This window comes from Curtobacterium luteum, assembly GCF_014646995.1.
GTDB lineage: Bacteria > Actinomycetota > Actinomycetes > Actinomycetales > Microbacteriaceae > Curtobacterium > Curtobacterium luteum.
Genome location: NZ_BMOI01000003.1, coordinates 156,994 through 169,588, shown reverse-complemented (window position 1 = coordinate 169,588; position 12,595 = coordinate 156,994). Strand labels below are relative to the sequence as shown.

The window sequence follows — 12,595 nt, the reverse complement described above, 5'->3', positions numbered from 1 at the left end:
GTGCCAGCTGGCACCGTGCCTCCAGTCCGTCAGTCGGTCGCGATCCGCGACGCCGTGTCGCGGATCAGGGCGACCATCCGTCCCCGCACCTCGTCCGGGGCGGTGTCCGCGTCGCGTGCGGCGGTGCGGAGTGCCGTCATGCACATGCCGAGCAGCATCTCCGCAGCCTGCGGGGTCGCGGCCTCCGGACCCCACGCCGGATCGCGTTCCAGCACGGTGCGGACCGCACCGACCATGGCCTCGGACACCGAGGTCATCCGGTTGACCTGCCGACGAATCAGCTGCGGGAACCGCACGACGAGCTCCTTGCGTGCCGTCCGCTCGGCCTCGTCCGCGAAGGTCTCCCCGAACACCAGGAACGCGAGGTCGACGACCGCCTGCGCCGCCGGTTCGCCGTCGACCGTCTCGAGGTGCGCGGCCAGTGCCTCCGGGGAGAGGTCGAGCTCGGTGTGCCCGAGGACGGCGTCCTCCTTCGAGTCGAAGTAGTTGAAGAACGTGCGGGGCGAGACGTCCGCCCGCGCGGCGATCTGCTCGATCGTGGTGTGGTCGATCTCGTGCTCGAGCGCCAACGACCGGGCCGACTCGGCGATGCGTCGTCGCGTCTCGATGCGCTTCCGGTCGCGCAGACCCATGGTCTCGGGCATGCCTCGACTGTAACCGCCCGTGGACGCCGCGGCGATGACGTGCATATCGTCGGGTCCGTGGCGGCGTTCGGACGGGACCTCGGGGACGGGTGCACGCTGACGCTGCGCGACCTGACCACCGTCGAGCCGCTGCACGGCCTCGTCGTCGCCAACCTCGACCGGCTCCGGGCCGCGGAGCCGTGGGCGTGGCAGGACCAGAGCGTCGAGACGATCGCCATGCACACCGAGCACCTGCTCGGGCAGTACGCGATGGACCGCTCGCTGCCGTGCGTCATCCGGTCGGACGACCGTGTCGTGGGGGCCGCGTCGCTCGCCTTCGACCCGTACCTCGGGCAGGCGTCGCTCGGCTGGTGGATCGACGCCGGCCTGGAGGGACGGGGGATCGTCCGACGGGCGGCCACCGTGCTCATCGGGGTCGCCCGGGCGCGCGGGTGTGCGCGGGTCGAGATCCGGACGGCGGTCGACAACGCGCGGAGCCGCGGCCTCGCCGAGCGGCTCGGCTTCGTGCACGAGGGGACCCTGCGGAGCGCGATGCCCCTCGGGCCGCGGCGGGTCGACGTGGCGGTGTACGGGCTCGTGCTCTGACGCGCGCGGGCGCGCGGCGGTGCCGCGGCGCCGCAGTGCCGTGGTGCGCTTCGCGTCTGCACAACCGAAGTCACAGCGAACCGCGGTTCTCCGCGGTTCCGGGTGCCTTTGGTTGTGCGGCGTGCAGCGCCGAGCGCCGACCGCCGACCGCCGAGCGCCGAGCGCCGAGCGCCGAGCGCCGAGCGTGGTGTCAGCGGCCGGTGGTCGCCCCGTGCCAGACGGCGAACGACCCACCGATGACGAGCAGCGCGCCGACGAAGATCCACACCGCGAGCGCGACGAGGTTGAGCAGGATGCCCCACCCCGCCCGTCCCCGCGCCATCGGTTCGCGCGACCGTGAGGCGATGCCGAGGCACAGCCCGACGACGGGTGCGAAGAACGTCCAGCCCGCGAGGAGCGAGCAGATGCCGAGGACGAGGCTGGCCGTCCCGAGGCCGGTCCGAGGAGCAGTCGGGTACGTGGTCATGGCTCCGACACTACGGACGCCGTGGTGGCGCGTCGTCCGTCCGGGTGCTGATCCCGGGTCCGCCCGGCGGTTGACGGTCACCGGACGCCGGTATCGTCGTGGGCATGGCCCTGTTCGGACGACGCAGCAAGAACGACGTGCGCGACCGACCCGTCAGCCAGGTCGAGCTGAAGCGTGCCGTCGACGAGGGCTTCCTCATCGCGAAGGCCGCGATCGTCGTGGCGGTGGCGAACCGCATCATCACGAACGCCCTGCGCGACCAGGGGTACTTCGACCACGCGCTCATCGCCGACGCCGCCCGGCAGGAACTCCACCGGATGGCCGAGGAGCAGCGCGGCGACGCCGCCCGGATGCGGGAGATCCGCGCCACGTCGAGCAAGCAGAAGGGCCGTTCGCGGCACCAGCACGACTACCGCCGCGGCGACGACCTGAAGCTCCGCACGCGCGAGGCCACGTACGAGCAGCTCGCGGACCTGCTCGACCGGCGCCGGGACGACCAGAAGTTCGTCGACGGCATCGTGCTCCAGGCCCGCGCTCGCGCCTGGGACGACATCGGCACCACCGTCGTCGGGCGGCTCGGGTGGGCGCAGCGCCCGGCGGACGACTACGAGGTGGGCCGTGACGAGCGCCTGCAGCAGCTGCTCGACGAGGACTTCGCCACCCTGCTCGCCGAGCACCCCGTGGGTTCGACCGCACCGGACGCCGACGAGCCCGACGACGCCGACGGCGACGAGGACGGGTCCGACCCGGCGGACGCTGACACCGCGCGCACCTGAGCGGGGCGCGACACCACGGCCCGCCCGGCATCCACGCCTGACGACCAGCCCTGAACCCCTCCGCACCTCGCGGTCCCTAGGCTCGGACCCATGGTGGATGCGGTGGTGGTCGGAGCCGGACCGAACGGACTCGCGGCAGCGGTGACCCTGGCACGTGCCGGGCTCCGCGTCGAGGTCGTCGAGCGGAACGACACGATCGGCGGGGGAGCCCGCACCGCCGAGCTCACCCTGCCCGGCTTCCGGCACGACGTCTGCTCCGCCGTGCACCCGATGGCGCTGCAGTCGGAGTTCTTCCGGGCGTTCCGGCTCGAGGACCGCATCGAGCTGCGCCTCCCGGAGGTGCAGTACGGGCACCCGCTCGACGGCGGCCGCGCGGGCATCGCCCACCGCGACCTCGCGGAGACGGCTGCCTCGCTCGGAGCCGACGGCCCGGCGTTCCACCACCTCATGGCGCCGCTCTCGCGGAACGCCGACCAGGTGGCCGACTTCGCGACCGACGCGCTCCTGCACGTGCCGCGGCACCCGCTGACGGTCGCCCGCTTCGGTCTCCGTGCGCTCGAGCAGGGCACCCGCGCGTGGAACGCCCGCTTCCGGGAGGACGTGGCACCGGCCATGGTGACCGGCGTCGCGGCCCACTCCATCCAGCACGTGCCGTCGTTGTCGACCGCCGCGGCGGCGCTGTCGCTCGGGTCGTACGCCCACGCCCGCGGGTGGCCGGTGCCGATCGGCGGCAGCCAGGCGATCGTCGACGCGCTCGCCGCGGACCTCCTCGCGCACGGGGGCACGATCGAGACCGGGCGCGACGTCACGAGCCTCGGCGACCTGACGCCGGCGAAGGCGGTGCTGTTCGACACGAGCGTGCCCGGGATGCTCCGGATCGCCGGCACGCAGATCCCGACACCGCGGCGCGGGGCGCTCCGCCGCTTCCGCTTCGGCAACGCGGCCGCGAAGGTCGACTTCGCGCTGTCCGGGCCGATCCCGTGGGAGAACGAGCAGCTCCGGAAGGCCGGGACGGTGCACATCGGCGGGACGCGCGCCGAGATCGCCGAGGCCGAGGGAGCGGTGGCTCGCGGTCAGCACGCCGAGCGGCCGTACGTCCTCGGTTCCGAGCCCACGGTGGTGGACCCGACCCGGGCACCGGCCGGGAAGCACGTCTTCTGGGCGTACGCGCACGTCCCCGCCGGGTCCGACGTCGACCAGACCGAGGCGGTCACCCGGCAGATCGAACGGTTCGCTCCGGGGTTCCGCGACGTCGTCCTGCACTCGTCCAGCCGCACGGCGGTCCAGATGGCCGAGTACAACCCGAACTTCGAGCGCGGCGACATCGCCGCGGGGGCCGCGAGCTTCTGGCAGCTCGTCAAGCGCCCGGTCCTGTCGTCGGACCCGTGGCGGATGGGCGGCGGCATGTACCTGGCGTCGCAGAGCGCGGCGCCCGGCCCCGGAGTGCACGGCATGGCCGGCTGGCACGCGGCCAAGAGCGCCCTGCGCCACACGTTCGGCCTGCCCGCCGACGTCGATCTCGCACCGGAGGACTGATCCATGGCGAAGAACGTCCGCATCCTGCACTGCCGCCCGGAGGACGTCTTCGACGTGTTCCGCGACGGCTGGCTCTACACGACCTGGGTGGTCGGCGCATCACGGATGCGCGGCGAGGACCCGGGATGGCCGGCGGTCGGCAGCCGGATCCACCACTCCTTCGGCGTCTGGCCGATCGTGATCGACGACACGACGACCGTGGAGGTCTGGGACCCGCCCCGCGCGATGACGATCCGGCCGGAGGGCTGGCCGATGGGCGAGGCCCGCGTCGAGTTGACGGTCGAGGAGCACCGGCGGGGCTGCAAGGTCACGATCGTCGAGAACGCGATCGCGGGGCCCGGGTCGCACGTCCCCGACGTCCTGATGCAGCCGGCGATCTGGGTGCGGAACTGCGAGACGCTGCGGCGGCTCGGCTGGGTCGCAGCGGGTCGCGCCGGGCGCGACTGAAGGACGGCCTGGAGGCCCGTGGCGGCGCCGCCACGGGCCTCCAGGCCGACGCGCTGGACCGCCGCTACTCGGCGCGGCTGAACTCGCTCGCGCGACGCACCTGGTCGTCCGTCAGTGCGACGCCCGTGTACCGCTCGAACTGGCGGGCCACCTGGAGGGCGATGACCTCAGCGCCCGTGATGACGTGCTTGTCGGCGGCTCGACCGGCGCGCACGAGCGGCGTCTCCGACGGGAACGCGACCACGTCGAAGACGGTGTGCGCCGCGGCGATGCGATCGTCCACGAACGCGAGCGTGTCCTCGTCGTCGCCCCGCATCCCGAGCGGGGTGACGTTCACGAGGACGTCGGCCGCACCGGCATCGCGCTCGTCCGCGACCCGTTCGTAGCCGTACTGCGCCGCGAGGGCCGGGCCGGTGTCGTCGTTCCGTGCGACGACGGTCAGGTGCTCGAACCCGGCGCCGCGGAACGCCGCCGTCACGGCCTTGGCCATGCCGCCGGACCCGCGCAGCAGCACCCGGGAGGCACGGTCCACGTCGTGGCTCGCGAGCAGGGACGCCACGGCCTCGTAGTCGGTGTTCGACGCGGTGAGGACCCCGTCGTCGTTCACGACCGTGTTCACGGACTGGATCGCCGCCGCCGACTCCTCGATGACGTCGACGAGCGGGATGATCGCCTCCTTGAAGGGCATCGACACCGAGCAGCCGCGGATGCCGAGCGCCCGGATGCCCGCGACGGCACCGGGCAGGTCGGTCGTCGTGAACGCCTTGTAGAGGAAGTTCAGCCCGAGTTCGTCGTACAGGAAGTTGTGGAACCGGGTGCCGATGTTGCTCGGTCGGGCCGCCAGCGACATGCAGACCTGCATGTCCTTGTTGAGGATGGGCATGGCGTCAGTCTCGCACGCCGGTGCCGATGGAGCGGTCCATGGCCGGTGTCGACGGGCGGGGCGTAGCGTTGTCGGCATGGCAGAGATCCCCGACACCATGCGCGCCGTCCGGTTCTCCGAGTGGGGTGACCGCTCCGTGCTGCACGTCGAGCAGGTCCCGGTCCCTCCGGTCGAGGCGGGCAGGGTGCTCGTCCGGGTGCGCGCCGCCGGCATCAACCCGGGGGAGACGGCGATCCGCCAAGGCCTCTTCGACGGCGAGGACCCGTCGAAGCTGCCCTCGGGGCAGGGCACCGACTTCGCGGGCATCGTCGTGGCGGTCGGTGCGGGCGTGGACGGCGTCGACGAGGGCGAGGAGGTCCTCGGCTGGTCGTGGGAGCGGTCGAGCCAGGCCGAGTACGTGTCGGTGCCGGCGGGCCAGGTCGTGCAGAAGCCGCACCTGCTCTCGTGGGAGGTCGCCGGCGGGCTCGACGTCATCGCGACGACCGCGGCAGCGGCCGTGCGTGCCGTGGACCCGCGGCCGGGGGAGACGGTCGTCGTGTCCGGGGCCGCCGGCGGCGTCGGCGGCTTCGTGACGCAGCTGCTCACGAACGAGGGGATCGACGTCATCGCGATCGCCTCCGAGGCGAACCACGACTGGCTCCGGTCGAAGGGCGCCCGGCCCGTGTCGTACGGCGACGGTCTGCAGGAGCGGATCGAGGAGCTGGCGACGAACGGTGTCGACGCGCTCATCGACACGTACGGCCCCGAGTACGTGCACCTCGGTGTCGCGCTCGGCGTCCCGGTGGACCGCATCGAGACGATCATCGCGTTCGAGGTCGCGGCGGAGCTCGGGGCGAAGGCTTCGGGCAGTGCGGACACCGCGGACCCGGAGATCCTCGGCGCACTCGCGCTGCAGGTCGCCGACGGGGCGATCGAGGTCCCGATCGCCGGGACGTACCCGCTCGACCGGGTGCAGGACGCCTACGCCGAGCTCGAGCAGCGGCACACCCGCGGCAAGATCGTCCTCGTCCCGTAGCCGTCCGGGGCCGGCTCCGACCCCCGCGGCCGCGCGGGACCGGTCGTCCGTCCGTCCGGACGGGCTAGTGTGGCGGCGTGCCGGTCTCCGTCTTCGATCTGTTCAGCATCGGTGTCGGCCCGTCGAGCTCCCACACCGTGGGGCCGATGCGCGCCGGGGCCGCCTTCACCGCCGGGCTGCCCGACGCCGGCGTCGCCGCGGTCCGCGTGGACCTCTACGGCTCCCTCGCCTCGACCGGGCACGGGCACGGGACCCTCGGGGCCGTCGCCGCCGGGCTGGCCGGGGCCGACCCCGAGACGGTCGACCCGGACCGGATGGCGCTCGACCTTGCGGAGCTCGAACGAACGGGCACGCTCCGCCTCGCGAACGGCACGAGTGTGCCGTTCCGGCTCGCGGACATCGTGCTCCACCCGTTGACGATGCTCCCGCGGCACCCGAACGGCATGCGGCTGCGGGCGACCGACGCCGACGGGGTCGTGCTCGCCGACGAGACGTACTACTCGATCGGTGGCGGGTTCATCACGCGCGACGGCGACGGCGACGGCGACGGCGACACCGACCGAGTCCCCGAGACCGCGAGCGGCGAGGTCGGCGGCGCCGAGGTGGCGGGCGCGGCGATCCCCGTCGGCGACCACGTGCCGCACCTGTTCTCCAGCGGCGCCGAGCTGCTCGCCGAGTGCGCACGCTCCGGGCTGCCGGTGAGCGGGATCGCACTCGCGAACGAGGTCGCCCTCGACACCTCGGAGGCAGCCGTCCGCGAGCGGCTCCTCGGTATCCACGCCGTGATGGAGCAGTGCGTCGAGCGGTCCGTCCGGCGGACCGGCACGCTCCCCGGTGGTCTCGACGTCCGGCGCCGCGCGGCGACCTGGTACGAGCAGCTCGTCCGGGACGATCCCGACCACGACCCGCTGTTCGCGATGGAGTGGGTCAACCTCGTCGCGATGGCGGTGAACGAGGAGAACGCGACCGGGGGCCGGGTCGTCACCGCCCCGACGAACGGCGCCGCGGGGATCATCCCCGCCGTCCTGTCCTACGCGCTCACCTACGTCCCCGAGGTCACGGCGGACCGTCGGGACGACGCCGTGGTGCGGTTCCTGCTGACCGCCGGCGCGGTCGGCTCGATCTACAAGGAGCGGGCGTCGATCTCCGGGGCCGAGGTCGGCTGCCAGGGCGAGGTCGGGTCGGCGGCCTCGATGGCCGCGGCCGGGCTCGCGGAGGTCCTCGGCGGCACCCCGGAGCAGGTCGAGAACGCGGCCGAGATCGCCATGGAGCACAACCTCGGTCTCACCTGCGACCCGATCGGCGGCCTCGTGCAGATCCCGTGCATCGAGCGGAACGCGATCGCGGCGAACAAGGCGATCAACGCGGCACGGATGGCCCTCCGTGGCGACGGCGTCCACCACGTGTCGCTCGACCAGGTCGTCGAGACCATGCGGCAGACGGGCGCCGACATGTCGACGAAGTACAAGGAGACCGCGATGGGCGGCCTGGCGGTCAACGTCCCCCTGTGTTGACCCGGACCTCGAGTCGGGCCTCTGTCGGGACGACCCGCGGCGCGCCGTCCTCGTCGAGCACCACGAGCGCGGTCGCTCCCGGGGTCGTGAGCTCGTCGACCACGGTGCCGACGTGGCGCTCGCCGCGGTCCTCGTAGCGGACGGTGGCGTTCACGGGGACCGCGTCAGCGGGGACCTCCAGCCACGCCTCGTGGTCGTCGATCGTCTGGTGCACCGCTCCATCATCGCGGGTTGTCCGGATAGCGCAGAATCGTCGAAGCTTCGTCAGGTTCATGGGCCGCGCGTACGGTCGGGTCCATGACCGAGCACGACGACCACCGGCACCCCGACCGCGACCACCTCGACGACGGCGTCGACATGACGTTCGAGGAGCGCCGACAGGACACCCTCCGCCGCATGTCCGGGTCCAACGCACACGACGCGGACCCCCGCGTCGAGGTCTCCGAGGCACCCGACGGTGACGTCCGCATCGACGTCGCGGACACCGCTGCGGTCCGCCCGGGGGAGTGACCGCGACCGACGGACGGCGGTGCACGGCATGATCGTCCCGTGCACCACGTCCTCAGCCGCGTCGACGGCAGCGTCTCCGCGACGCCGCTGACGGACGCGGGGACCGCCGACGGCGCGCCGGAGCGCTTCGCCGAGTCGAGCCTCCCGGCCTTCGTCGCAGCACACGACGGACCGGGCGTGCGCTGGGTGTGGGACGACACGGCGCGCTGGTACCCGGCCGTCCTGGCGGCCGGCGGCCGCGTCGCACGGTGCGTCGACCTGCGGCTCGGGCGCCGCGTCCTGCGGGGAGCGCTCGCGGCCCGCGGGACCGCGCTGCAGGCGGCACCCCTCGACGCGCTCGACGCGCCACCCGTCCTGGAGGCGCGCGCCGCCCAGCCGACGCACGCCCCGCTCTTCGACGACGCGCTGTTCGCCGCGCCGGTGCCGGACGACCCGCTGGACCCGGTCGCCGAGTTCCGGGCGCAGACGGCCGCGGTCGCCGCATCCTCGGCGCCCGGTGCCCTGCGGCTGCTCCTGACCGCGGAGTCGGCCGGCGCGCTCGTCGCGGCGGAGATGCTGCACGCCGGCCTGCCGTGGCGGGTGGACGTGCACGAGCGGCTCCTCGAACAGGAGCTCGGGCCGCGGGTGCCGTACGGCGTCCGTCCGCGTCGGCTCGAGGAGATCGCCGCGGTCATCCGCGAGCGCCTCGACGACCCCGCGCTCAACCCGGACTCGCCGGCCGACGTCCTGCGGGCACTGCGCCGGGCGGGGCTGACCGTGACGAGCACCCGGAAGTGGGAGCTCCGCGAACTCGACCACCCCGTCATCGAGCCGCTCCTGGAGTACAAGCGGCTCGCCCGCCTCCTCACCGCGAACGGGTGGACCTGGCTCGACGACTGGGTGCGCGACGGGCGGTTCCACCCGAAGTACGTCGTCGGCGGGGTCGTGACCGGTCGCTGGGCCGCGGACGGCGGGGGAGCGATGCAGCTCCCGAAGGGCATCCGGAGCGCCGTGGTGGCCGACCCGGGCTGGAAGCTCGTGGTCGCCGACGCCGCGCAGCTCGAACCGCGCGTGCTCGCCGCGATGGCGGGGGACCGCGCGATGGCCGCGGCGGGCGACGGGCGAGACCTCTACGACGGCGTGGTGGCCTCGGGCGCGGTCGAGACCCGGCAGCAGGCGAAGGGGGCGATGCTCGGCGCGATGTACGGCGCGACCCAGGGCGAGGGCGGTCGGCTCGTGCCCCGGCTCGCCCGGGCCTTCCCGCAGGCGCTGGCCCTCGTCGAGCGTGCCGCCCGCGCGGGGGAGCGCGGGGAGCCCGTGACGACGCTCCTCGGGCGGACGTCACCCGTCCCCGATGCTTCCTGGTTCGAGGCGCGCAACCACGCGTACTCGGTCGAGGGCACCCCCGCGATGCAGCGGGCGGTGGAGTCGCGAGCCCGCAGCTGGGGGCGCTTCACCCGGAACTTCGTGGTGCAGGGCACGGCCGCCGAGTGGGCGCTCGCGTGGATGGGGGCACTGCGGACCCGCATCGCCGCGCGGTTCCCGGGGCCGGTCACCGCCGGGCCGCACCTGGTGTTCTTCGTGCACGACGAGCTCGTGGTGCACGCGCCCGAGCAGCACGCCGAGTGAGTCGCCGGGCAGGTCCGGTCGGCAGCGGTCGACGCCGGACGGCTGCTCTTCCGCGACTTCCCGGTCACGTTCCCGCTCAGCGTCGCGGTCGTCGACAGCTACGCCGACGCGAAGGACTGACCGCTCACACCGACCCTCGGGCAGGGTGGGTCGATGGACCAGACGCACGCGGAGACCCCCGACCAGCGGGTCGGTGACGTCGACCTGACCCGGTGGCGCACTCGAGCCGGTGCGACCGTCGCGGACGCGTGGGCATCGCTCGGGCACCGTTACGGCGCACTGCCCGTGCTCGTGCTCACGCTGGCGATCGGGATCGGCGTGGCCGTCACGGCGACCTGGGGCGCGTCCGAGGTCTACGACGCCGTCCGGGCCGGAGACGACGTCGCCGTGCTCGACCGCCCGGTGCTCGACTGGGTGCTCACCCTCCGGTCACCGACGGCGGACACCCTCGTCACGTGGTGGACCGACGTCGCGGGCACGATCGGCATGCCCATCGTCGCCGTGGGCTTCCTGGTCGGGTTCACGGTCCAGCGCCGGGCCTGGACGCCGCTCGTGCTGCTCGTCGCGGCGAGCGGTGGCTCGCTCCTCATGACGATCGCGGGCAAGGACCTGATCGGGCGGGCCCGACCGCCGCTGTCCGACGCGGTGCCCCCGTACGAGCACTCGGCGTCGTTCCCGTCCGGCCACACCCTCAACGCGACCGTGGTGGTCGGGACGATCGTCTACCTGCTCGTCCTCCGGCAGTCCCGACTGGTCGTGCGGGTGTGGACGATCGCCGTCGGGACGGCGTTCGTCGTGTCGATCGGGGCGTCCCGGGTGTTCCTCGGGTACCACTGGCTCACCGACGTCCTGGCGGCGTGGGCGCTCGGGCTGGCCTGGCTCGCGCTCGTCGTCACGGCGCACCGGCTGTACCTGACGGCGCTGCGCCGGGGTGCGCGGCCCGTCAGGTCGCCCCGGTAGGTTGCCGGACATGGAGGAACGGGTCTTCGGCGGCAGGTACCGCGTCACCGGCACGCTCGGGCACGGTGGCATGGCGTCCGTGTACCGCGCGGTCGACGAGATGCTCGGGCGCGAGGTGGCCGTCAAGGTCTTCCGCATCGGGCCCGTCGACCACGGTGAGCGCGCGCGGGCCGAGGCGGAGATCCAGGTGCTGGCGTCCCTCCGCAGCCCGGCGCTCGTCACCCTGTACGACGCCGCACTCGACGATGCCGACGGCGACTCGTACCTGATCATGGAGCTCGTGCCGGGCAGCGACCTGGCGACGAGACTCCGCGAGGGGCCGCTCGACACGGTGACGGCCGCCCGCGTGGGGGCGCAGATCGCCGACGGGCTCGCGGCGGCGCACGCGCAGGGGGTCGTGCACCGCGACGTCAAGCCCGCGAACGTCCTGCTCGAGTCCGACGGTCAGCACGTCAAACTCGCCGACTTCGGCATCGCGCTCCTGCGGGACTCCGCCCGGGTGACCGGGACGGGCACGGTGATGGGCACCGCCGCGTACATCGCGCCGGAGCAGGTGATGGGCCAGCCGATCACGGGCAAGGCCGACGTCTACGCCCTCGGCCTGGTGCTCCTCGAGACGCTGAGCGGGAAGCGGCCCTTCCCCGGGAGCGCCGTCGAGTCCGCGACCGCGCGGCTGGCCCGCAGCCCGGAGATCGACCCGCACCTGCCGACGGCGTGGCGCACACTCCTGCACGTGCTCACGGCGACCGACCCGGACGAACGACCGACCGCGGCCGAGGCCGCCGACCGCCTGCGTGCCCTCGGCCGCGACGACGTCGCCCCGGCGACGCAGCTCCTGCCCGGCGCCCCGGGCGCGATGACCCGCGCCGGAGCAGCCGGAGCGGCGGGAGCAGCCGGAGCGGCCGGAGCGGCCGGGGTGGGCGCCGCTGCCGCTGCCGCTGCGGACGCCGCGGATCCCGACTCCGCCGGTGCCGCGACCGCCGCGATGGGGGCGACCGAGCCGATGGGCGCGGCGGACCGTCCCGAGGACGCGACCCGGGTGATGCCGGTGAGCCGTGCCTCCAGTGCGGACGACGTCGCGACGACGGTCCTCGGCGCCGCGGGTGCTGCCGGCGCTGCTGGCGGTGCCGGAGCCGGGGCGGCCGCCGCCGGCCGGGGTGGGTCCGCCGCGACCCCGCCGCGTGCCCCGGTTCCGCCGGCTGCCCGACCAGGTGACGACGAGCCGCGGCGGCGCCGGCGCGGCCCGATCGTCCTCGCGGTCGTCGTCGCGCTGCTCGTCCTCGCCGGCATCGTCGCCGCGGTGGTCGCCCTCGGGGGCGGCAGCCCGACGCCGGCGCCGACCGACAGCAGCACGAGTGCGCCGAGCGACGACCAGCCGAGCGAGCCTGCGCAGGAGCCCAGCGAACCGGAGCAGCAACCGAGCGAACCCGAGCAGCAGCCCAGCGAACCGGAGCAGCAACCGACCGAGGAGCAGCAGCCCTCGCAGGCCCCCGTGCCGACCACGCTGCCGGAGCCGTCGAGTCCGGCCTCGAACCCGGTCGAGAGCCCGCAGACCGGCGGCGGCCCCGCGTCCGACGCCGGGCCGGCGTCGGACGGCGGCCCGGGCAAGTCCGGCAAGGCCCCCGGGCACGACAAGTAGGTTTCGTCCACT

At 74.0% G+C, this 12,595-nt stretch carries 13 protein-coding genes and 1 pseudogene; 10 read left to right on the top strand and 4 right to left on the bottom strand.

Annotated elements, in window-relative coordinates:
• Positions 1-29: 29 nt before the first annotated feature.
• Entirely contained in the window at positions 30-644 is a 615-nt protein-coding gene (locus IEY20_RS05515; protein WP_204620593.1) for a TetR/AcrR family transcriptional regulator, read from the bottom strand.
• A 57-nt stretch (positions 645-701) separates the two neighbouring features.
• On the opposite strand from IEY20_RS05515, the gene IEY20_RS05510 reads away from it, so the two are divergent.
• Entirely contained in the window at positions 702-1,229 is a 528-nt protein-coding gene (locus tag IEY20_RS05510) for a GNAT family N-acetyltransferase (protein ID WP_022904692.1), read from the top strand.
• A 190-nt stretch (positions 1,230-1,419) separates the two neighbouring features.
• On the opposite strand, the gene IEY20_RS05505 is transcribed toward IEY20_RS05510, so the two are convergent.
• Positions 1,420-1,695, bottom strand: a complete 276-nt coding sequence (locus IEY20_RS05505) for a hypothetical protein (RefSeq protein WP_022904691.1) — start codon at positions 1,693-1,695, stop codon at positions 1,420-1,422.
• 104 nt (positions 1,696-1,799) lie between these two features.
• Between IEY20_RS05505 and IEY20_RS05500 the strand changes: the two genes are divergently transcribed.
• The 3 genes from IEY20_RS05500 (at position 1,800) to IEY20_RS05490 (ending at position 4,454) form a co-directional block, all read left to right on the top strand.
• Positions 1,800-2,471, top strand: a complete 672-nt coding sequence (locus IEY20_RS05500) for a hypothetical protein (RefSeq protein ID WP_022904690.1) — start codon at positions 1,800-1,802, stop codon at positions 2,469-2,471.
• Between the two features lie 90 nt (positions 2,472-2,561).
• Positions 2,562-4,007, top strand: a complete 1,446-nt coding sequence (locus IEY20_RS05495; RefSeq protein ID WP_175328352.1) for a phytoene desaturase family protein — start codon at positions 2,562-2,564, stop codon at positions 4,005-4,007.
• Positions 4,008-4,010: 3 nt separating this feature from the next.
• Entirely contained in the window at positions 4,011-4,454 is a 444-nt protein-coding gene (locus IEY20_RS05490; RefSeq protein WP_175328351.1) for an SRPBCC family protein, read from the top strand.
• Between the two features lie 64 nt (positions 4,455-4,518).
• Here IEY20_RS05490 and IEY20_RS05485 read toward each other — a convergent pair whose 3' ends face one another.
• On the bottom strand, positions 4,519-5,337 hold the full coding sequence (locus tag IEY20_RS05485; protein WP_175328350.1) for a shikimate 5-dehydrogenase: 819 nt from the start codon (positions 5,335-5,337) through the stop codon (positions 4,519-4,521).
• Between the two features lie 76 nt (positions 5,338-5,413).
• On the opposite strand from IEY20_RS05485, the gene IEY20_RS05480 reads away from it, so the two are divergent.
• Positions 5,414-6,352, top strand: coding sequence for an NADP-dependent oxidoreductase (locus IEY20_RS05480; RefSeq protein WP_229727888.1), 939 nt, complete (start codon positions 5,414-5,416; stop codon positions 6,350-6,352).
• A gap of 77 nt (positions 6,353-6,429) precedes the next feature.
• Positions 6,430-7,866: an L-serine ammonia-lyase gene (locus IEY20_RS05475; RefSeq protein ID WP_175328349.1), complete on the top strand. Its 1,437-nt coding sequence runs from the start codon at positions 6,430-6,432 to the stop codon at positions 7,864-7,866.
• Here IEY20_RS05475 and IEY20_RS05470 read toward each other — a convergent pair.
• Positions 7,847-8,080 (bottom strand): hypothetical protein, encoded by a 234-nt coding sequence (locus IEY20_RS05470; protein ID WP_175328348.1) that lies wholly within the window; start codon positions 8,078-8,080, stop codon positions 7,847-7,849. The two genes, IEY20_RS05475 and IEY20_RS05470, sit on opposite strands and share 20 nt — an antisense overlap.
• An 83-nt stretch (positions 8,081-8,163) precedes the next feature.
• On the opposite strand from IEY20_RS05470, the gene IEY20_RS05465 reads away from it, so the two are divergent.
• The 4 genes and pseudogenes from IEY20_RS05465 (at position 8,164) to IEY20_RS05450 (ending at position 12,583) form a co-directional block, all read left to right on the top strand.
• Complete coding sequence (locus IEY20_RS05465; protein ID WP_175328347.1) at positions 8,164-8,376, top strand: hypothetical protein; 213 nt, start codon at positions 8,164-8,166, stop codon at positions 8,374-8,376.
• A 39-nt stretch (positions 8,377-8,415) separates the two neighbouring features.
• Positions 8,416-10,104: pseudogene (locus tag IEY20_RS05460) on the top strand (bifunctional 3'-5' exonuclease/DNA polymerase).
• A 33-nt stretch (positions 10,105-10,137) separates the two neighbouring features.
• Entirely contained in the window at positions 10,138-10,944 is an 807-nt protein-coding gene (locus IEY20_RS05455) for a phosphatase PAP2 family protein (RefSeq protein ID WP_175328345.1), read from the top strand.
• 10 nt (positions 10,945-10,954) lie between these two features.
• Positions 10,955-12,583 (top strand): serine/threonine-protein kinase, encoded by a 1,629-nt coding sequence (locus IEY20_RS05450; RefSeq protein ID WP_175328344.1) that lies wholly within the window; start codon positions 10,955-10,957, stop codon positions 12,581-12,583.
• The last annotated feature ends 12 nt before the right edge of the window (positions 12,584-12,595 follow it).